Source organism: Streptomyces sp. KL2 (assembly GCF_046529545.1).
GTDB lineage: Bacteria > Actinomycetota > Actinomycetes > Streptomycetales > Streptomycetaceae > Streptomyces > Streptomyces radiopugnans.
Genome location: NZ_CP127170.1, coordinates 3,680,551 through 3,699,762, shown reverse-complemented (window position 1 = coordinate 3,699,762; position 19,212 = coordinate 3,680,551). Strand labels below are relative to the sequence as shown.

Here is a 19,212-nt window from a genome sequence, read left to right as displayed (position 1 = left end):
GGTGTGCTCCTTCTCCTACGCCTGCGAGGTGAGCTGTCGGGTTCGGGCTGGAGTTGCCCGGCCATGTGTGCCGCGGCGCGTGGCGCGGCATGGCTTCACCCCAAGCCGTCCCGTATGGGCCCGGGACGGCGACTTACCTTGGGTCCCCCGCTCCTGTCATCGGGTGGTGTGGATGGTCCAGCCCGCCGCCGTTGACAGGATTCGGCGTTCGACAGCGGGCCGCCGCACATTCGTACGGCACGGCCAGAACGGTAGACACATCGTTTCCGCCGATACAAGCCGATGGGTCACAGGACGCCCGTTTCGAAGGCTTTGATGATCGTCAGATCGTCACCGTCTGCTGCGTTCACTTCCCGAAGAGTGGCGGACCCCGGCTCTGACGAGCTGTCACTTCTCCCCACTGCCAGGAGCGATGACGCAGAAGGCCCTCCTCCGGCACGCAGAGCGACGTACCGGGGAGGGCCGGCTCGTGAGTTGGGTCACGAGGAGGTCAAGGAGCTATCCGTCGAGCTGTCCGATGGTGGCGATCGACGGGCCGCGCCTGGTCCGCTCGTGGCGGGCGACCGCCTCCGCGTCGCGCAGCACGCGCACCGCGTTCTTCCAGGTGAGCTTGGCCAGATCGGCCTCGGACCAGCGGCGGTCCAGCAACTCGGCCACCAGGTGCGGGTATCCGGACACATCGCTCAGATCGGACGGGGTGAAGGCCGTGCCGTCGAAGTCGCCGCCGATGCCGATGTGGTCGATGCCCGCGACCTCGCGCATGTGGTCCAGGTGGTCGGCGACCGTCGCCGCCGTGGCGACCGGGCGCGGGTTGGCCTCCTCGTACGCGCGCTGGACCGCCAGGCCCCTCTCGCTGCCGTCCAGGGGGTGAAGGCCGTGGGCGCGCATGTTCTCGTCGGCGGCCTCGGTCCAGGCGACGGCGGCGGGCAGCACGAACTTCGGCACGAATGTGGCCATCGCCACACCGCCGTTGACCGGAAGCCGCTCCAGCACGTCGTCGGGGATGTTGCGCGGGTGGTCGCACACCGCGCGGGCCGAGGAGTGCGAGAAGACCACCGGCGCCGTCGTCACGCGCAGGGCGTCGCGCATGGTGGCGGGCGCCACATGGGAGAGGTCCACCAGCATCCCCAGCCGGTTCATCTCCCGCACGACCTCCTCGCCGAAGCGGGTCAGGCCGTCGTGGCGCGGGGTGTCGGTGGCCGAGTCGGCCCAGTCGATGGTGTCGTTGTGGGTGAGTGTCATGTAGCGCACACCCAGCCGGTACAGGGCGCGCAGCGTGGCCAGGGAGTTGTTGATGGAGTGGCCGCCCTCGGCGCCCATCAGGGAGGCGATGCGGCCCTCGGCGCGGGCCGCCTCCATGTCGTCGGCGGTGAAGGCGGGCCTGAGGTCGGCCGGGTGGCGGTCGGCCAGCCGCCGCACCACGTCGATCTGCTCCAGGCAGGCGCTGACCGCGGCGTCACCGGTCAGGTCGGTGCGCACGTAGACCGACCAGAACTGCGCCCCCACCCCGCCCGCGCGCAACCGCGGGATGTCGGTGTGCAGATGGGCCGACTGGTCCCCGGCGATGTCGCGCCGGTCCAGGTCGTACGCGACCTGCTCGCGCAGCGCCCACGGCAGGTCGTTGTGGCCGTCGGCGACGGGATGGGCCTCCAGCAGCGCCCTGGCCCGTGCCAGCAGCTCGGCGGAGTGACCCATCTCACCTGCCCCCGAAGCCGAAGCCGGCGCCGCCCGCGGCGACCTTGCTCCGCAGCCGTCGGCCCTTCTCCCTCGCCTGGTCCTTCAGCTCCGCCTGGAACCGCTCCATGCGCTCGCGCAGCTCCTCGTCGTGGGCCGCCAGGATGCGGACCGCCAGCAGGCCGGCGTTGCGCGCGCCGCCGACCGAGACCGTGGCGACCGGGACCCCGGCGGGCATCTGGACGATGGACAGCAGGGAGTCCATGCCGTCCAGGTGCCGCAGCGGCACGGGGACGCCGATCACCGGCAGCGGGGTGACGGAGGCGAGCATGCCCGGCAGGTGGGCCGCTCCCCCGGCGCCGGCGATGACCGCCTTCAGCCCGCGTCCGGCCGCCTCGTCGCCGTAGGCGATCATCTCGTGCGGCATGCGGTGGGCGGAGACGACGTCGACCTCGTAGGGGACCTCGAACTCGTCCAGGGCCTCGGCCGCGGCCTCCATGACCGGCCAGTCCGAGTCGGATCCCATGACGATCCCCACGGCGGGGGCGGATGCGGGGCTGGGGGCGTTGCTCATTCGGTGATGGTCCCTCGCAGATAGGCGGCGGCGTGGGCGGCGCGCTCGCGTACGTCCGCCAGGTCGTCGCCGTAGGTGTTGACGTGGCCGACCTTGCGGCCGGGCTTCACGTCCTTGCCGTACATGTGGATCTTCAGCCGCGGATCGCGGGCCATGCAGTGCAGATAGCCCTGGTACATGTCGGGGTAGTCGCCGCCGAGCACGTTGGCCATCACCGTCCAGGGCGCACGGGGGCGCGGGTCGCCCAGCGGCAGGTCGAGCACGGCCCGCAGGTGGTTGGCGAACTGGGAGGTGACCGCGCCGTCCTGGGTCCAGTGGCCGCTGTTGTGCGGACGCATGGCCAGCTCGTTGACCAGGACGCGGCCGTCGCGGGTCTCGAACAGCTCCACCGCCAGGTGCCCGATCACACCCAGCTCCTTCGCGATCGTCAGCGCCGTCTCCTGGGCGTGGGCCGACAGCTCCGGCGACAGGCCGGGAGCCGGGGCGATCACCGTGTCGCACACGCCGCCCACCTGGATCGACTCCACCACCGGGTAGGCCACGGCCTGGCCGTGCGGGGAGCGCACCACGTTGGCCGCCAGCTCGCGGACGTAGTCCACCTTCTCCTCGGCCAGCACCGGCACGCCCGCCCGGAACGGCTCGGCGGCCTCGGCCTCGGAGGACACCACCCACACGCCCTTGCCGTCGTAGCCGCCGCGGACGGTCTTGAGGACGACCGGCCAGCCCTCTTCCCGCGCCGTCCCCTCCCCCGCGGCTCCTTCCCGCGCGGCTCCCTCCCGCGCGGCTCCTTCCCGCGCGAACCGCGTGACGTCGGCCGGGTCCGCCACGATCCGGTGCCGGGGACAGGGGATGCCGATCCCGCTCAGCCGCGCCCGCATCACGCCCTTGTCCTGCGCGTGCACCAGCGCGTCGGGCCCGGGCCGCACCGGGATGCCCTCCGCCTCCAGGACGCGCAGGTGCTCGGTGGGCACGTGCTCGTGGTCGAACGTGATCACGTCGCAGCCGCGGGCGAAGTCGCGCAGGGTGTCCAGATCGCGGTAGTCGCCGACGACGACGTCGCGGACCACCTGGGCCGCGGAGTCCTGGGGGGTGTCGCTGAGCAGCCTGAACCTGATGCCGAGGGGGATGCCCGCCTCATGCGTCATCCGCGCGAGCTGCCCGCCGCCGACCATGCCGATCACAGGAAATGTCACGTCCGTAGCCTATCGGCCGGACGGCGGGTACCCGGCGCGGTACGGGGCCGTGACTAGCATGGCGGACCAGGACGCGACGGCGGGCCCCGCAGGGCCGCGCGAGAGCCGAGAGAACGGGGCGAGTGGGTCACTATGGGTGAACGGCGCGCACTGCGCTCCAGGCTGCTGCGGCTACGGCGCGAGCTGGCCAAGTTCGGCACGGTGGGGGCCCTCGGCTTCCTCGTCAACGTGGCCGTCTTCAACCTCTGCATCCACGGCCTGGGCCTGGCGCCGGTGCGCTCGGGAGTGATGGCGACCGCGGTCGCCATCGGGACCAACTACCTGGGCAACCGCTACTGGACCTACCGGCACGCCGACAAGCGCCGGATGCACCGCGAGGCCGGTCTGTTCATGCTGTTCAGCGGCATCGGCCTGGTGATCGAGAACGGTGCGCTGGCCATCTCGCACTACGGCCTGGGCCTCACCTCGCCGCTGGCCGACAACGTCGCCAAGAACTTCGTCGGCCTCGGCATCGCCACGGTCTTCCGCTTCTGGGCGTACCGCACCTGGGTCTTCCGCGGGGCCTCGCGGGCGCGCGGGGAGTCCGGCGCGCGGGCCGCTTCAATTCCCCGCCGGCGGATCGTCGGCCTCGCGGCTGAGGAAGAGAGCGAAGACCGGCGGGCGCTGCTGAAGTAGCTCCAGGCGTCCCCCGTCGGCCTCCGCCAGGTCGCGGGCGACGGCCAGCCCCAGGCCCGTGGAGTTGTGCCCGCTGACAGTGCGCTCGAACACCCGCGCCCCCAGCTCCGGATCGACGCCGGGCCCCTCGTCCGTCACCTCGACCACCACCTGGTTCCCGGCGATCCGGGTACGCAGCGCGACCGCGCCGCCACCGTGCATCAGCGCGTTCTCAATGAGCGTGGCCAGCACCTGGGCCACCGCCCCCGGCGTGCCCACCGCCCGCAGTCCCTGGCGGCCGGAGCGGACGATGGCCCGGCCCGCCTTGCGGTACGCCGGGCGCCACTCCTCGATCTGCTGCTTGACCACCTCGTCCAGGTCGAAGCCCACGGCGGAGCCCGAGCGGGGGTCGCGCGAGTTCGTCAGCAGCCGCTGCACCACGTCGGTCAGCCGCTCCACCTGTGCGAGTCCGACCAGCGCCTCCTCCCGGATGGTGGAGGCGGCCGCCCTGTCGGTGGCGGCTGTCCCGGTGGTACCGGTGGTGCTTCCGGTGCCTGCGTCGCCGCTGGCGCCGGCGGTGCCGGTGGCGGCGGCCTCGATGGCGTCGGCCGCCGCGACGATCTCCTCCAGCCGCATGGACAGCGCGGTCAGGGGGGTGCGGAGCTGGTGGGAGGCGTCCGCGGCCAGCCGCCGCTCGGCGGTGAGCATCCTGGCGATCCGCTCGGCGCTGGCGTCCAGCACGTCCGCCACCCGGTCCAGCTCGGGCACGCCGTAGCGCCGGTGGCGCGGGCGGGGATCGCCGGAGCCGAGGCGCTCGGCGGTCTCGGCGAGGTCGGTGAGGGGGGCCGCGACGCGGCGGGCCTGCTGTACGGCCAGCAGCACCGCCGCTATCACCGCCAGCAGCGCCACCGCCAGGATGATCAGCAGGGTCCGGCCCACCTCCTCACGGACCCGGTCGTCGTCCTGCCTGACGGTGACGGTGACGCCGCCCGGCTCGGCGGCCCTGCCCTCGATGGCCCCCTCGCCGGGGCGCTCGCCCAGCTCGATGGGGGGCTGCCCGGGCAGCTCGATGCGGACGTGGCGGTCCTGGGGGACCTGGGAGCGCATGGAGGCGGCGGTCACGCTCTCCTCGGCGACCAGGCGGCTCTCGACGACCGAGGCCAGCCGTGCGGCGTCGGAACGGACGCTCTCGTGGGCGCTCTCCTCGATGGTGCGGGTCTCGACGATCACCAGGGAGACCCCGAAGACCGCGATCACGACGAGGACCACGGCCAGCGTGGAGTTGATCAGACGTCTGCGCATGGCGGCGCCGGCCCTTCGGGGTCTTGCGGTGGTCTTCGGCGGTCTTGCGGTCTTCGGGGGTTCTCTGGTGCCTTCCGCGGTCTTCGGGGGCCCGCGGTGCTCTCCGGCGGGCCGGTGCGGGGCCCGTCGGCCGTCAGTCCTTCTCGAAGCGGAAGCCGACGCCGCGCACCGTGGCGATGTAGCGGGGGTTGGCCGCGTCGTCGCCGAGCTTCTTGCGCAGCCAGGAGATGTGCATGTCGAGGGTCTTCGTCGACGACCACCAGGTGGTGTCCCAGACCTCCCGCATCAGCTGGTCGCGGGTGACGACGCGGCCTGCGTCGCGCACCAGCACCCGCAGCAGGTCGAACTCCTTCGCCGTGAGCTGGAGCTCCTCGTCCCCCATCCACGCCCGGTGCGACTCGACGTCGATGCGCACACCGTGGGTGGCGGCGGGCTGCGCGGGCTCGACGGCGCCCCGCCGCAGCAGGGCCCGCACCCGGGCGAGCAGCTCGGCCAGCCGGAACGGCTTGGTGACGTAGTCGTCGGCGCCCGCGTCCAGGCCGACGACGGTGTCCACCTCGTCGGCGCGCGCGGTCAGCACCAGGACGGGGAAGGTGTGCCCCTCGTTGCGCAGCCGGCGGCAGACCTCCAGTCCGTCCATGCCGGGCAGACCGAGGTCGAGCACGACCAGGTCGATGTCGCCGTGCTGGCCTGCGTCGAGCGCGCCGGGTCCGTCCTCGCGCACCTCGACCTCGTACCCTTCGCGGCGCAGGGCTCGGGCCAGCGGCTCCGAGATGGAGGCGTCATCCTCGGCGAGCAGTACTCGGGTCATGGCCCGATGGTAGACCTCGCGGCGGCGGCTCCCGCAGGCCCGCGGGGAACCGGGCGGCGCCCGTCCGGTTCCCGGGAGGGCGTGTGACATGCGCCTCTCGGCGCCCGCCGGTCGCCGGGTGCGCGGTGGACGGTGGCGTACCCTGACCGAGGCGCCGTCCGGGACCGGCTGCCTCCGGCGCGGTCAGGCGCCGGGGCCCGCCGTCGAGGAGCTCCCGTACACATCCGTACGCAGGGGCCGTCCCGGAAGCCGGTCCGTCCGTGACCCGCAGGGTCCGGACGCGCGGCGGCGCCGCAGGAACCGTCGGCCGGGAACGGGCACGCGCGCACGGGGGCGCGAAGCCGGGGCCGACCACCCGCCCGGGCGCGTGCGCACCACATCGCGCGCGTCCTGACCGAGCAAGGAACCACCACCATGGCGTCCAGCCTGACGAAGGACTCCGCCGGCACCACCGGCAAGACCTTCTTCGGCCACCCCCGCGGTCTGGCCACACTCTTCATGACGGAGATGTGGGAGCGCTTCTCCTGGTACGGAATGCGCGCCATCCTCGTCCTCTACCTGATCGCGGGCGTACTCGAAGGCCCCCTCGCGGGCCGTGAGGCCCTCGCCGCGGCGATCTACGGCGTCTACAACGCCGTCGTCTACATGGCCGCCATGCCCGGCGGCTGGGTCGCCGACCGCCTGTGGGGCGCACGCAAGGCGGTCCTGGTCGGCGGCATCGTCATCGCGCTGGGCCACTACACGCTGGCGATCCCGTCCGATGTGGCGTTCTTCGTCGGACTCGGCCTGATCGCGGTCGGCACCGGCCTGCTCAAGCCGAACATCTCCGCGATGGTCGGCGGCCTCTACGAGGGCCAGTCCAGCGCCCGCCGCGACGCCGGCTTCACGATCTTCTACATGTCGATCAACATCGGCGCCATGTTCGCGCCGCTGGTGGTCGGCTACCTCGGCGAGAACGTCGACTGGCACCTGGGCTTCGCCGTCGCCGGCGTCGGCATGACGCTGGCCGTGGTCCAGTACGTCCTGGGCGGCCGCCACCTCGGCGACGTGGGCCGCCACCCCGGCACCCCGGCCACGCCGGAGGAGAAGCGCTCGGTGCTGCGCAAGGTCGCGCTGTGGACCGGCCTGGCCGCGGCGGCGCTGCTGGTGGACCTGGCGCTGGGCACGTACGACATCGAGCACATCGTCAACTTCCTGGCCGTCCTCGGCGTCGTCGTACCCATCCTGTACTTCGCCTCGATGTACCGGAACCCGGAGCTGACCGAGCAGGACCGCCCGCGCGTCAAGGCGTTCGTGTGGTTCTTCGTCACCGCCGTGCTGTTCTGGATGATCTACGACCAGTCCGGTTCGCTGCTGACGATCTTCGCGAACAACGACACCGACCGCATGATCGGCGGCTGGGAGTTCCCGGCCTCCTGGTTCCAGTCGGTCAACCCGGTCATGATCATCGTCCTGGCGCCGGCCTTCGCGACCCTGTGGGTGTGGCTGGCCAAGCGCGGCAGCGAGCCCAGCGCCCCGATGAAGTTCGCCCTGGCGATGCTCCTCGTCGGCGGTTCCTTCGGCCTGATGGGCCTGGCGGGCGCCGCCGCGGCGAACAGCGAGACCGGCAAGGTCACCGTCTTCTGGCTGCTGAGCGTCTACCTGCTGCAGACCCTCGGCGAGCTGTGCCTGTCCCCGGTGGGCCTGTCGCTGTCGACGAAGCTGGCCCCGAAGCAGTTCGTCGGCCAGATCATGGGCCTGTGGTTCCTCGCCACCGCCACCGGCAACGCCCTCAACGGCTGGGCGACTCAGCTCAACGAGCCGATGGGCGACGCGGCGTACTACACCATGTGGGGTCTGGTCGCCGTGGCCGCGGGCTTCGCCTTCATGACGGCGGGGAAACGGATCCGGGCCCTGATGGGCGGCGTGAGGTAACGCTCCCGGAGCCCGGCGCACCGTACGGAGCGAGCCGGGTCCCGGTCCTGCGCGGGACCGGGACCCGGCTCGCCGGCTTTGCGCGCGGAGCGGCCCGGGGCCCGGGGCGGGGTCAGGCCCCGGCCTTCTCGAACGCCTTCCACTGGGCCGGCATCAGGTCGTCCGGCACCGGGCCCGGGTCGTCGGGGGAGACCTGGTAGGAGGCCGCCGTGCCGCCCGCCTCGAAGGCTGCGGCCTCCAGCCGTTCGCGTCCGGCCTTCCGCGCGGCGGACCCGTCCGCCTCCTCCGCCGCGGAGGACGGGGAGGGTCCTGCTCCGCCGGCTTCCCGGGAGCCGCCTCCACCGCCGCCACCGCCGCAGGCCGTCACCGCCGGCACCAGCGCGAGCGCCGCGGCCGGCAGGCCGGTCCGTCTCCGTACGGCAGCCGCCGTCCCGTCCGTGTGCCCACCCCTGGTCGTTCGCGGTCCGCACTGCGCCGGGCGTGCCCGGGCACGAGTGCGCCGAGCCCCGAGCGGGACCCGGCGGTGGGGATCGTACTTCCGGCGAGGGCCGGCGGGGGGGGACGGCCGGACGCTCAGTCCGCGTCCGGCCCTGCCAGTTCGGCCCAGACCGTCTTCCCGGCCGTACCGTCCGGATGGCGCACCACGCCCCAGTCCAGGCAGAGCCGCTGGACGATGAACATGCCGTGCCCGCCGGGCCGCCCGGGGCGGTGCGGGGTACGGGGCGAGGGGAGGCCGGCGCCGCGGTCGGCCACCTCGATCCTCAGCAGTTTGGGACCGCAGCCTATGCGCACCTCCTCGGGCCCGTCGGCGTGCAGGCAGGCGTTCGTCACCAGCTCGGAGACCACGAGCAGGGCGTCTTCGGCGGCGGCGCGCTGCTCGGGGCCGGCCGCGGGCAGCCAACCCCAGTCGTGAAGCGCCTGACGGGTGAAGTCACGAGCACGGGGGACCGCACCGCTCGCCCCCATGAGCCGCAGCCGTCGTACCTGGCGCATCTCGCGCACCTGACCGACCGGTGCGGCTGCGGTCGCGGCGGTGCCCTCCGGCTCCGGGCCGCGGTCGCCCGCCGGTTGCGGCCGGGTGGTGCTCATCAGTGCTTCACCTCACCGGTTGACCAGTTCGTCGGTCTTCGCCTGGTCTGCGAACAACTGTTTCGGAGGGATTCCAGGGAGTCTCCTGCCCTGCGGGGGCGGGAGAACACCCATCTGTCGGGACGGAATCGGACTCCGGGCGTAACACTCTGGTCACGGGCCGGTACGCGGGCGGTCCGCACGGCCGGCGCGCTCGCACGCCCGGGACCGCGCCACCGGGACCGAACCGCTGAAGCCGCGCCATCAGGACTGCGCGGTCTCCTTCAGCGCGTCGGCCAGGCTCTCGTGCAGGGCGAACACGCCGTCGGCCCCTGTGATCTCGAACACCCTCGCGACGACCGGGCGCATTCCGGCCAGATGGATCCCGCCTCCGGCCGCCTCGGCCTTCAGCCTGGCGCCCAGGAGGACGTTGAGCCCGGTGGAGTCGCAGAACTCCAGCTTCGAGCAGTCCACGACGAGGAGCTTCTCGCCGTCCTCCAGCGAGCGCTCCAGCGGTTCTCGCAGCAGATCGGCGGTGTGGTGGTCGAGCTCGCCGTCAGGCGTCACCACCAGACTCGCGCCGTGGCGCTGTACGTCGACCGTCAGTCGACCCCGGTGGCTGGTGCTGCCGGGCACCCCGCGGTCCATGTACACCCCTTCAACATTCCCAGTAACCGATCACTGCCGTCCGGAGATGGACGTTCGAACCCTACGCCCTTACAGCCGCAACCGGTAGCCGCACAACCAGCACATTGGGGCATATTCGGGCAACCAGCACTTGCCATCCTCCCTCGGGAGCAGGTAGGCGTAGGAGGGACCACTAAAACACGTCGGCTTGGAGGCGCCGCACCCGCAGTGCAGGAACGGCTTCGGCAGCCATATGCCGATAACGATGGAGGCACCATGTCACCCCGGCTCGACGGATCGCCCATCACGTCGTCGGTCGTCCCGCCCGAGCAGTTCGGGAGCGGGTTCCCGGAGGTCGGCCCGGAGCAGGCGGAGAGCCTGTCCGGTCTGCTCGGCCTGCCCGACATCCCGCCGTACGACGAGGTGGGGCCGCTGGACGCGCGAGCCCTGTCCAAGACCCTCTTCGAGCGTCTGGAGACGCTGCGGGAGGGCACGCACGAGTACGCGTACGTCCGCAACACCCTGGTCGAGCTGAACCTCGCGCTGGTGAAGTTCGCCGCCGCCCGGTTCCGTTCCCGCAGCGAACCCATGGAGGACATCGTCCAGGTCGGCACCATCGGCCTGATCAAGGCGATCGACCGGTTCGAGATCGGCCGCGGGGTCGAGTTCCCGACCTTCGCCATGCCGACGATCGTGGGCGAGATCAAGCGCTTCTTCCGCGACACGTCCTGGTCCGTCCGCGTTCCCAGGCGTCTCCAGGAACTCCGTCTGGACCTGGCCAAGGCCGGTGACGAGCTCGCCCAGCAGCTCGACCGCTCCCCGACCGTAGGCGAACTGGCCGACCGTCTGGGTCTGAGCCGGGAGGAGGTGGTCGAGGGCATGGCCGCGAGCAACGCGTACACCGCCAGCTCCCTCGACGCCCAGCCCGACGAGGACGAGACCGAGGGCGCGCTCGCCGACCGCATCGGCTACGAGGACCACGGGCTGGAGGGAATCGAGTACGTGGAGTCCCTCAAGCCGCTGATCGCCGAGCTCTCGCCGCGTGATCGCAGAATCCTCTCCCTCCGCTTCGTGGCGAACATGACCCAGTCCGAGATCGGCGAGGAACTGGGCATCTCCCAGATGCACGTGTCCCGGCTGCTCTCGCGGACGCTGGGCAGGCTCCGCAAGGGGCTGCTGGTCGAGGAGTGACCCACTCCCGTCCGACCGGACGGATGCCCCGTTCCATCACTCTTATGGCCGACGGGAATCACTCTTCCGGTCTTTTGACCCGCCCTTGACCTTCGAGGGGCCTCCGGGGCCCGTACGGGGATCACATCCCCGTACGGGCCCCTCGGCGTGCGGACCCGTACGGGGGTGCGGACCGCCCGTTCACAGCACGCGCGTACCGCGCTGCCAGACCGCCGCGACCAGCGGTACGCCGGGCCGGTAGGCCAGGTGGACGTGCGAGGGCGCGTCCAGGAGCACCAGATCGGCGCGGGCGCCGGGGGTGATCCGGCCGATGTCGATGCGGCGCAGGGCCGCGGCTCCGCCCGCGGTCGCGGACCAGACCGCCTCGTCGGGCGTCATGCCCATCTCGCGGACGGCGACCGCGACGCAGAAGGGCATGGAGCTGGTGTACGACGATCCCGGGTTGCAGTCGGTGGACAGTGCGACGGTGACGCCGGCGTCCAGCAGGCGCCGGGCGTCGGGGTAGGGCGAGCGGGTGGAGAACTCGCAGCCGGGCAGCAGCGTGGCGACCGTGCGGCTGCCGGCGAGGGCGTCCACGTCGGCGTCCGTGAGGTGGGTGCAGTGGTCGGCGGAGGCGGCGTCCAGCTCCACGGCGAGCCGCACGCCGGGCCCGGGCCCGAGCTGGCCCGCGTGGACGCGCGGGACCAGGCCGTGGGCGATCCCGGCGGTGAGGACGGCGCGGGCCTGGTCGCCGTCGAAGGCGCCCCGCTCGCAGAAGACGTCCACCCAGCGGGCGTAGCGGGCGCAGGCGGCCAGCATGGGGCCGGTGACGAGGTCGACGTAGCCGTCCGGGTCGCCGGCGTACTCCGGGGGCACCACATGGGCGCCGAGGTAGGTGACCTCGTCCACGTGGTCGTCGGCGATGCGCAGGGCACGCGCCTCGTCCTCGGTGGTGAGGCCGTAGCCGGACTTGGTCTCCAGGGTGGTGGTGCCCTGCCGCAGCGCCTCCCGGACGTGGCGGGCCAGGTTCGCGGCGAGCTGCTCGTCGCTGGTCCTGCGGGTGGCCTCGACGGTGGTGCGGATGCCGCCGGCGGAGTAGGGGCGGCCGGACATGCGCGCGCCGAACTCCTCGGTGCGGTCGCCGCCGAAGAGCAGATGGGAGTGGGAGTCGACGAAGCCGGGGATCATCGCCCGGCCGCCCGCGTCGACGCGGCTGTCGGTGGCGGGTGCTTCGCCTTCCGTACCGACCCAGGCGATGCGGTCGCCCTCGATGACGACGGCCGCGTCCCGGATCAGGCCGAGCGGGGTGTCCTCGGCGGCTTCGGAGGAGTGGTGGTCGTTGGTGACCAGGGTGGCGATGCGGGTGACGAGGGTGCTGGTGGTGGCGTCGAGGGGGGTGGTCGGGGTGCTCATCAGCGGGCTGCTCCTTGCTGGATGGCTTCCGCCAGGGCCGCGGGGACGTCCGGCACGCTCCGGTGTACCCCGTCGCGCACCACATGGCGACCACCGACGACCGTGTGGCGTACGTCCGCCGCGGTGGCGGCGAACACGGCCGTCTCCGCCCCCAGCCGGGGCGGCGGCCCGGCTGTGCGCACCGTGTCCAGGGCGACGGTGGCGAAGTCGGCGAACCGGCCGGCCTCCAGCCGTCCCGCCTCCGGCCAGCCGATCGCCGCCTGGCCGAACTCCGTGGCGGAGCGCAGCAGTTGGGACGCCGTCCAGTGGCCGCGGGCGCGGGTGCGCAGCCGCTCGTCCAGTTCCATGGCGCGGGCCTCCTCCAGCAGGTCGATCACGGCGTGGCTGTCGCTGCCCAGGCACAGCGGCGAGCCCGCCCGCATCAGGGCGGCGGCCGGGCCGATGCCGTCGGCGAGGTCGCGTTCGGTGGTGGGGCACATGCACACCCGGGTGCCGGAGTCGCCCAGGAGGGCGATGTCGGCGTCGGTGAGGTGGGTGGCGTGGACGGCGGTGGTGCGGGGGCCGAGCACGCCGTGGTCGGCCAGCAGCCGGGTGGGGGTGCGGCCGTGGACGGCCAGGCAGGCGTCGTTCTCGGCGGGCTGCTCGGAGAGGTGGACGTGCAGGGGCGCGTCCCGTTCCCGGGCCCAGTCGGCGACGGCGCCCAGTTCGGCGGCGGGCACGGCGCGCACCGAGTGGATCGCGGCGCCCACGCGGGCGTGGTCGCCCGGCGGCCGCAGGGCCGCGGCCCGCTCGGCCCAGGCGGCGGCGCTGCCGTCGCCGAAGCGGAGCTGGTGGCGGTCCAGGGCGCCGCCCCGGCGGGCGGAGAGGAGGCCGGAGGCCAGGTAGCAGGTGTCCAGGAGGGTGATGCGGACGCCGGCTTCGGCGGCGGCCGCCATCAGGGCGTGCCCCATGGCGTTGGGGTCCTCGTAGGGGGTGCCGCCGGGGGCGTGGTGCAGGTAGTGGAACTCGCCGACGGCCGTGATGCCGGCCAGCGCCATCTCGGCGTAGACGGCCCGGGCCAGGGCGAAGTAGCTCTCGGGGGTGAGGCGGTCGGCGACGGAGTACATCACCTGCCGCCACGTCCAGAACGTGCCGGAGCCGATCTGCGCGGTGCCGCGCAGGGCGCGGTGGAAGGCGTGGGAGTGCGCGTTGGCCAGGCCGGGGATGGTCAGGCCGCGCAGCGGTTCGGCGCCGGGCGGCGGGGCGGGCACCCCGGTGCGTACGGCGGCGATCCGGCCGCCGGCCGTCTCGATCACCGTGCCGGGCTCGACGGTGCCGCCGATCCAGGCGTACTCGGCCCAGTACACGGCCCCGGGGGGCGGTGAACCGGGGGCCGACGGGGCGGGGGCCGGCGAGCCGGTGGCCTGTGGCTCGGGGGCAGACGGCTCGGGGGCCGGGGAGCGGGAGGTCACGGGCACGCCAGGTCCTCCAGCACGTCGGCCAGTGCCCGCACCCCGGCGACGCAGTCGTCCTCCTCGGCCGACTCGGCGGGCGAGTGCGAGACACCGGTGGGGTTGCGCACGAAGAGCATGGCGGTGGGGATCTCGGCGGAGAGGATGCCCGCGTCGTGCCCCGCGCCGGTGGGCAGCACCGGCGCGCCGCCGAGCCGGGCCGCGATGCGGTCGCGCAGCCCGTGGGCGAACTCCACCACGGGCGTGGCTGACTCCCGGGTGACGGCCACCCGCACCCCGTCGCGCACGCCGCGCTCGGCGGCCGAGCGCTCGATCTCGGCGACGACGGCGGCCAGGGTCGCCTCGTCGGGCGCGCGGGAGTCCAGCCAGCCGCGCACCAGGGAGGCGATGGCGTTGACTCCGTTCGGCTCGACGGCGACCTTGCCGAAGGTGGCCAGCGCCCCGGCCAGCCGTGCCTTCTTCCGGGCGGCCAGAACGGTGTTGGCGTAGGTGAGCATCGGGTCGCGGCGGTCCTCCAGGCGGGTGGTCCCGGCGTGGTTGGCCTCGCCGTGGAAGTCGAACCGCCAGCGGCCGTGCGGCCAGATCGCGGAGGCGACGCCCACCGCGCGCCCGCCGGCGGGTGCCCCGTCCGCGCCGTCCGCGGCGAGGTTGCGGCCCTGCTCGATGTGGAGCTCGACGAACGCGCCGATACGGGCGAGCCGTTCGGGGTCGGGCCCGATGGCGTCGGGGTCGTGCCCGGCGCGCTCCATGGCCTGCGGCAGCGAGACGCCGGAGTCGTCGCGCAGCTCCCGGGCCTGCTCGGCGGTGAGCTGTCCGGCGGCCAGCCGGGAGCCGACGCAGGCGAGGCCGAAGCGGGCGCCCTCCTCGTCGGCGAAGTTGACCACCGCCAGCGGCCGGGCCGGGTGTACGCCCCTGCCGTGCAGCTCGTCGAGGGCCGCGAAGGCCGACACCACGCCCAGCGGCCCGTCGAAGGCGCCGCCGTCGGGCACGGAGTCCAGGTGCGAGCCGGTCACCACGGCGTCCCCGGCAGCACCGTCGGAGCCCTCCAGCCAGGCCCACTGGTTGCCGTTGCGGTCCGTCTCGTACGCCAGGCCGCGTGCCTCGGCCTGCTCGCGGAACCACGCCCGGCACTCGGCGTCCGCGCCGGTCCAGGCGTGGCGCCGGTAGCCGCCGGTGGCCGCCGACCGTCCGACGGGCAGCAGCTCCCGCCACATCTCGTGGAAGGAGGCGCCCGGCCTCACCGGGCGCTCCCGGATCCGCCGCCGGGTTCGCCGCCGGGTTCGCCGCCGACCGCGCCGTCCTCGCCGTCCTCGCGCATCGGGACGCGCACCCCGCGCTCCGCGGCGACCTCCTCCGCGCGCTCGTACCCGGCGTCCACATGGCGGATGACGCCCGTGCCCGGGTCGTTGGTGAGCACCCGGCGGATCTTCTCCCCGGCCAGCGGCGTGCCGTCGGCGACGGTGACCTGCCCGGCGTGGATCGAGCGCCCCATCCCGACGCCGCCGCCGTGGTGGATGGAGACCCAGGAGGCTCCGGACGCCACGTTGACCATGGCGTTGAGCAGCGGCCAGTCGGCGATGGCGTCGGAGCCGTCGAGCATGGCCTCGGTCTCGCGGTACGGCGAGGCCACCGAGCCGCAGTCCAGGTGGTCGCGGCCGATGGCCAGGGGGGCGGAGATCTCGCCGGAGGCCACCATGTCGTTGAAGCGCTCCCCGGCCCGGTCGCGCTCCCCGTAGCCGAGCCAGCAGATGCGGGCGGGCAGGCCCTGGAAGTGCACCCGCTCCCCTGCCATCCGGATCCAGCGGGCCAGGGACTCGTTCTCGGGGAAGAGGTCGAGTACGGCGCGGTCGGTGGCGGCGATGTCCTTGGGGTCGCCCGAGAGCGCGGCCCAGCGGAAGGGCCCCCTGCCCTCGCAGAACAGCGGCCGGATGTAGGCGGGCACGAAGCCGGGGAAGGCGAACGCCCTGTCGTATCCGGCCAGTTGTGCTTCACCGCGGATGGAGTTGCCGTAGTCGAAGACCTCGGCTCCGGCGTCCTGGAAGCCGACCATCGCCTCCACGTGGCGGGCCATCGACTCCCGTGCCCGCGCGGTGAAGTCGGCGGGCTTCTCGGCGGCGTAGGAGGCCATGTCCGCGAAGTCGACGCCCAGCGGCAGGTAGGCCAGCGGATCGTGGGCGGAGGTCTGGTCGGTGACGATGTCGACCGGCGCGCCCATGGCCAGCAGGCGCGGCACCGTGTCGGCGGCGTTGCCCAGCACCCCGATCGACAGCGGGCGCCGGGCGTCGCGGGCCTCGGTGGCGAGCCGCAGGGCGTGGTCGAGGGAGTCGGCGCGCACGTCGAGGTAGCGGTGCCCGATGCGCCGCTCGATGGCCCGCGGGTCGCAGTCGACGCAGATGACGACGCCGCCGTTCATGGTGACCGCCAGCGGCTGGGCGCCGCCCATGCCGCCGAGTCCGGCGGTGAGGGTGATCGTCCCGGCCAGCGAGCCGCCGAAGCGCTTGGCGGCGACGGCGGCGAAGGTCTCGTAGGTGCCCTGGAGGATGCCCTGGGTGCCGATGTAGATCCACGAGCCGGCCGTCATCTGGCCGTACATGGTGAGCCCGAGCGCCTCCAGGCGGCGGAACTCCTCCCAGTTGGCCCAGTCGCCCACCAGGTTGGAGTTGGCGATCAGCACGCGCGGCGCCCACTCGTGGGTGGTCAGCACGCCGACCGGGCGGCCCGACTGGACGAGCATCGTCTCGTCCGGTCCCAGGGTGGTGAGGGTGCGGACCATGGCGTCGAAGGAGCGCCAGTCGCGGGCGGCCTTGCCGGTGCCGCCGTAGACGACGAGCTTCTCGGGGTGCTCGGCGACCTCGGGGTCGAGGTTGTTCCGCAGCATCCGCAGGGCGGCCTCCTGCTGCCAGCCCCGGGCGGTCAGCCCGGAGCCGCGCGGGGCCCGTACGGTTCGCGGCCCTGAGGGCTCTGAGAGGTCTGCCATGGTCCCCTGCCTCCGGAATTGAATTGGTTACTACATCAACTCTATTCGCTGAATAGAACTAGTCAACGGGTGGTGTCGTCCGCCTGCTCCGGCCGTGTTTGTCTTGTGCGCATGGCTTACACGCACCATGCCGCCGTTCCGCCGGAGTCCCCCAGGGCCTCGGAGCCCCCCGAAGTCCCGGGCGCCTCCGGGACCTCCGAAAGTCCGCGGGCCGTCGCGGCCGTGGCCCGCCGCGACGCCGCCGTACGGGCCGCCGTCGCCCGCGGGCTGCTCTCCGACGAGCACCCGGTCGCGGCCCTGCTGGACGTGGCGTCCGTACGGGAGACGGCCGCGGCCCTGCACGCCGCCTTCGACGAGGTGACCGCCCCCGGCCAGCCCGTGCTGCACTCCTTCGCGGTGAAGGCCTCCTCCCTGGTCCCCGTGCTGCGGCTGCTCGCCGACTGCGGGCTGGGCTGCGAGGTCGCCAGCCCCGGCGAGCTGGCCCTGGCCCGGGCCGCCGGGGTCGGACCGGAGCGCATCGTCCTGGACTCCCCCGCCAAGACCGCCGGCGAACTGCGCGAGGCCCTGGAACTGGGCATCGCGCTCAACGCGGACAACCGCCAGGAGCTGGAGCGCCTGGACGCCCTGATGGCCCCCGGCGCCCTGCCCTCCCTCCCCGGCGGCCGGTCCGCCTCGCCTGTCGGCCTGCGCGTCAACCCGCAGCTCGGCGGCGGCAGCATCGGCGCGATGAGCACCGCGACGGCCACCTCGAAGTTCGGGTTCGCCCTCCAGGACGAAGGGGCGCGCGAGTTCGTCGTACGCGCCTGTGCGGAGCGCCCCTGGATCACCCGGCTGCACTGCCACGTCGGCTCCCAGGGCATGCCGCTGGAGAAGATGGCCGCGGGCGTGGCCGCCACCTACGAACTGGCCGAGGAGATCAACCGGGCCGCCGGGGAACGGCGGATCGACACGCTCGACATCGGCGGCGGCCTCCCGGTCAACTTCGGCTCCGAGGAGGTCTCCCCGACCTTCGCCGAGTACGCCCGGCTGCTGCGCGACACCGTCCCAGGCCTGTTCGACGGGCGCTACGGGCTGGTCACCGAGTTCGGACGGTCGGTGCTGGCAAAGTGCGGGCTGGTGCTGGCCCGGGTGGAGTACGCCAAGAGCTCCGGGGGCCGCCCGATAGCGGTCACCCACGCGGGCGCCCAGGTCGCCGTGCGGACGGTCTTCGCACCCGAGGCGTGGCCGCTGCGGATCGCCGCCTACGACGGGCTGGGCCGGCCCAAGCGGGGCGCGCCCGTGGTGCAGGACGTCGCCGGGCCCTGCTGCTTCGCCGGCGACCTCGTGGCGCGCGGCCGGGAACTGCCGGAACTGGCGTCCGGCGACCTGGTGGCACTGCTGGACACGGGGGCGTACTACTTCTCCACCCCGTTCGACTACAACAGCCTGCCCAGGCCGGGCGTGTACGGCTTCACCCTCGGGGACACCGCGAGCGCCGCGGCGGTCGGGGCGGACGGCAGCGACGGCGACGGCGTGTGCTTCGCGACCGTACGTCCGCCCCAGACCCTCGACGACCTCGTCGCCGCGTCCGGCGGGGCTCAGCGCGACGCGCTCACCGCGCCGCGGCCGTGACCCGCGCCCGGGGGCGGCGCTCCCGGGCCGCCCCCGGCGCCGGGGACCGGCGGCGGGCGCCGCCCGGCGCGGCGTCCCCGGCCAGCGGGCCGGTGGTCATCCAGCCGCGCACGTCCTTGCGGGACGGGCTGCGCCCGTCCGCCCACTCCGGGCGCACCCACAGCAGCTTCTCGTTGCGCCGCTCCCAGCGGCCCAGCCACACCGCCTTGGCCCACAGGCCCGCGCCGGCCCCGGCCAGCAGCATGCCGCCGGCGGCCGGAGCGGCCAAGGACGAGGCCACGGCGGCCAGGAAGGCGGCGGCCAGCCACCAGCGGCGCCTGCGCAGCCAGGCGCGCACGGTCACCGCGCGGTCGTGGAGCACCACCCACTTGCCCGCCGCGGTCGACGCCTTGAGCAGCCCGGTGCAGCGGCGGCGGCGTGCCAGGAAGGCCGCCACGGCGGCCACGAGGAAGAGCGCGGCCCCGCCCAGGATCCCGATGCGCCGCCCGGTCAGTCCCGGTACTGCCAGGCCGGCGCCCGCGGCCGCCGCTCCGGTCCACCACAGTGCGGTGCCCGCCGTCCGCGTGTACACCGCGACCCTCGCCAGCGCGTACGCTCCCCGTCCCACGGCAGCCCTCCTCGTCCTCTTCGGTGCCGGTCTCCGTTCGGCCGTGTGCCGCCACCGCGTCACCGCGTGACGGCTCGCTCGGTGCGAAAGCGTACTGAGGGATGATGAGATTCGCCTGAGAGAACGGCGGACCCCGCCCGATCCCGCCCGAACCCCGTCCGGTGTC

At 73.6% G+C, this 19,212-nt stretch carries 17 protein-coding genes and 1 riboswitch; of the genes, 4 read left to right on the top strand and 13 right to left on the bottom strand.

Going from position 1 to position 19,212, the window contains the following annotated elements:
• Positions 1-3 precede the first annotated feature (3 nt).
• A riboswitch (cyclic di-AMP (ydaO/yuaA leader) is annotated at positions 4-217 on the bottom strand.
• A gap of 281 nt (positions 218-498) precedes the next feature.
• From QPK52_RS16765 to QPK52_RS16755, 3 genes are read right to left on the bottom strand one after another with little or no spacing between them, the layout of a single operon-like run.
• Positions 499-1,695 carry a dipeptidase gene (locus QPK52_RS16765; protein ID WP_410538309.1) on the bottom strand — a complete coding sequence of 399 codons (1,197 nt, stop codon included), beginning with the start codon at positions 1,693-1,695 and terminating at the stop codon, positions 499-501.
• Position 1,696: 1 nt separating this feature from the next.
• The gene (gene purE, locus QPK52_RS16760; protein ID WP_410538308.1) at positions 1,697-2,248 is read right to left on the bottom strand and encodes a 5-(carboxyamino)imidazole ribonucleotide mutase; all 552 of its coding nucleotides are present in this window, start codon (positions 2,246-2,248) and stop codon (positions 1,697-1,699) included.
• On the bottom strand, positions 2,245-3,441 hold the full coding sequence (locus QPK52_RS16755; RefSeq protein ID WP_410538307.1) for a 5-(carboxyamino)imidazole ribonucleotide synthase: 1,197 nt from the start codon (positions 3,439-3,441) through the stop codon (positions 2,245-2,247). The genes purE and QPK52_RS16755 overlap by 4 nt, the downstream gene beginning before the upstream one ends.
• 132 nt (positions 3,442-3,573) lie before the next feature.
• Here QPK52_RS16755 and QPK52_RS16750 point away from each other — a divergent pair, with 132 nt between their 5' ends.
• Positions 3,574-4,116: a GtrA family protein gene (locus QPK52_RS16750; RefSeq protein WP_410538306.1), complete on the top strand. Its 543-nt coding sequence runs from the start codon at positions 3,574-3,576 to the stop codon at positions 4,114-4,116.
• On the opposite strand, the gene QPK52_RS16745 is transcribed toward QPK52_RS16750, so the two are convergent.
• Positions 4,042-5,397: an ATP-binding protein gene (locus tag QPK52_RS16745; RefSeq protein ID WP_410538305.1), complete on the bottom strand. Its 1,356-nt coding sequence runs from the start codon at positions 5,395-5,397 to the stop codon at positions 4,042-4,044. The two genes, QPK52_RS16750 and QPK52_RS16745, sit on opposite strands and share 75 nt — an antisense overlap.
• Before the next feature lie 133 nt (positions 5,398-5,530).
• Positions 5,531-6,208, bottom strand: a complete 678-nt coding sequence (locus tag QPK52_RS16740) for a response regulator transcription factor (protein WP_093660976.1) — start codon at positions 6,206-6,208, stop codon at positions 5,531-5,533.
• Between the two features lie 414 nt (positions 6,209-6,622).
• On the opposite strand from QPK52_RS16740, the gene QPK52_RS16735 reads away from it, so the two are divergent.
• Positions 6,623-8,122 (top strand): peptide MFS transporter, encoded by a 1,500-nt coding sequence (locus tag QPK52_RS16735; RefSeq protein ID WP_410538304.1) that lies wholly within the window; start codon positions 6,623-6,625, stop codon positions 8,120-8,122.
• A gap of 112 nt (positions 8,123-8,234) precedes the next feature.
• Here the strand turns inward: QPK52_RS16735 and QPK52_RS16730 are convergent, their stop codons facing one another.
• From QPK52_RS16730 to QPK52_RS16720, 3 genes are all read right to left on the bottom strand, one after another.
• Positions 8,235-8,498, bottom strand: coding sequence for a hypothetical protein (locus QPK52_RS16730; RefSeq protein ID WP_410538303.1), 264 nt, complete (start codon positions 8,496-8,498; stop codon positions 8,235-8,237).
• Between the two features lie 197 nt (positions 8,499-8,695).
• Complete coding sequence (locus tag QPK52_RS16725) at positions 8,696-9,211, bottom strand: ATP-binding protein (protein WP_093660970.1); 516 nt, start codon at positions 9,209-9,211, stop codon at positions 8,696-8,698.
• A gap of 243 nt (positions 9,212-9,454) precedes the next feature.
• Positions 9,455-9,838, bottom strand: a complete 384-nt coding sequence (locus QPK52_RS16720) for an STAS domain-containing protein (protein WP_093661090.1) — start codon at positions 9,836-9,838, stop codon at positions 9,455-9,457.
• 255 nt (positions 9,839-10,093) lie between these two features.
• Here QPK52_RS16720 and QPK52_RS16715 point away from each other — a divergent pair, with 255 nt between their 5' ends.
• Positions 10,094-11,008, top strand: coding sequence for an RNA polymerase sigma factor SigF (locus QPK52_RS16715; RefSeq protein WP_093660968.1), 915 nt, complete (start codon positions 10,094-10,096; stop codon positions 11,006-11,008).
• Between the two features lie 180 nt (positions 11,009-11,188).
• Here QPK52_RS16715 and hutI read toward each other — a convergent pair whose 3' ends face one another.
• From hutI to hutU, 4 genes are all read right to left on the bottom strand, one after another.
• Positions 11,189-12,400, bottom strand: coding sequence for an imidazolonepropionase (gene hutI / locus QPK52_RS16710; protein WP_410538302.1), 1,212 nt, complete (start codon positions 12,398-12,400; stop codon positions 11,189-11,191).
• The gene (locus QPK52_RS16705) at positions 12,400-13,746 is read right to left on the bottom strand and encodes a formimidoylglutamate deiminase (RefSeq protein WP_410540360.1); all 1,347 of its coding nucleotides are present in this window, start codon (positions 13,744-13,746) and stop codon (positions 12,400-12,402) included. The genes hutI and QPK52_RS16705 overlap by 1 nt, the downstream gene beginning before the upstream one ends.
• 101 nt (positions 13,747-13,847) lie before the next feature.
• Positions 13,848-15,065: an allantoate amidohydrolase gene (locus QPK52_RS16700; RefSeq protein ID WP_410540358.1), complete on the bottom strand. Its 1,218-nt coding sequence runs from the start codon at positions 15,063-15,065 to the stop codon at positions 13,848-13,850.
• 23 nt (positions 15,066-15,088) lie between these two features.
• A complete protein-coding gene (gene hutU, locus QPK52_RS16695; protein WP_410538301.1) occupies positions 15,089-16,828 on the bottom strand; it encodes a urocanate hydratase in 1,740 nt (579 codons plus the stop codon).
• Between the two features lie 111 nt (positions 16,829-16,939).
• On the opposite strand from hutU, the gene QPK52_RS16690 reads away from it, so the two are divergent.
• A complete protein-coding gene (locus tag QPK52_RS16690) occupies positions 16,940-18,439 on the top strand; it encodes a diaminopimelate decarboxylase (protein WP_410538300.1) in 1,500 nt (499 codons plus the stop codon).
• Here QPK52_RS16690 and QPK52_RS16685 read toward each other — a convergent pair.
• Positions 18,420-19,046: a hypothetical protein gene (locus QPK52_RS16685; protein WP_410538299.1), complete on the bottom strand. Its 627-nt coding sequence runs from the start codon at positions 19,044-19,046 to the stop codon at positions 18,420-18,422. The two genes, QPK52_RS16690 and QPK52_RS16685, sit on opposite strands and share 20 nt — an antisense overlap.
• Positions 19,047-19,212 lie beyond the last annotated feature (166 nt).

Bases quoted from the DNA above. Each gene is read 5' to 3' on its own strand.
- QPK52_RS16765 (WP_410538309.1), bottom strand. From the start codon at position 1,695: ATGGGTCACTCCGCCGAGCTGCTGGCACGGGCCAGGGCGCTGCTGGAG.
- purE (WP_410538308.1), bottom strand. From the start codon at position 2,248: ATGAGCAACGCCCCCAGCCCCGCATCCGCCCCCGCCGTGGGGATCGTC.
- QPK52_RS16750 (WP_410538306.1), top strand. From the start codon at position 3,574: ATGGGTGAACGGCGCGCACTGCGCTCCAGGCTGCTGCGGCTACGGCGC.
- QPK52_RS16745 (WP_410538305.1), bottom strand. From the start codon at position 5,397: ATGCGCAGACGTCTGATCAACTCCACGCTGGCCGTGGTCCTCGTCGTG.
- QPK52_RS16740 (WP_093660976.1), bottom strand. From the start codon at position 6,208: ATGACCCGAGTACTGCTCGCCGAGGATGACGCCTCCATCTCGGAGCCG.
- QPK52_RS16735 (WP_410538304.1), top strand. From the start codon at position 6,623: ATGGCGTCCAGCCTGACGAAGGACTCCGCCGGCACCACCGGCAAGACC.
- QPK52_RS16725 (WP_093660970.1), bottom strand. From the start codon at position 9,211: ATGAGCACCACCCGGCCGCAACCGGCGGGCGACCGCGGCCCGGAGCCG.
- QPK52_RS16720 (WP_093661090.1), bottom strand. From the start codon at position 9,838: ATGGACCGCGGGGTGCCCGGCAGCACCAGCCACCGGGGTCGACTGACG.
- QPK52_RS16715 (WP_093660968.1), top strand. From the start codon at position 10,094: ATGTCACCCCGGCTCGACGGATCGCCCATCACGTCGTCGGTCGTCCCG.
- hutI (WP_410538302.1), bottom strand. From the start codon at position 12,400: ATGAGCACCCCGACCACCCCCCTCGACGCCACCACCAGCACCCTCGTC.
- QPK52_RS16700 (WP_410540358.1), bottom strand. From the start codon at position 15,065: ATGTGGCGGGAGCTGCTGCCCGTCGGACGGTCGGCGGCCACCGGCGGC.
- hutU (WP_410538301.1), bottom strand. From the start codon at position 16,828: ATGGCAGACCTCTCAGAGCCCTCAGGGCCGCGAACCGTACGGGCCCCG.
- QPK52_RS16690 (WP_410538300.1), top strand. From the start codon at position 16,940: ATGGCTTACACGCACCATGCCGCCGTTCCGCCGGAGTCCCCCAGGGCC.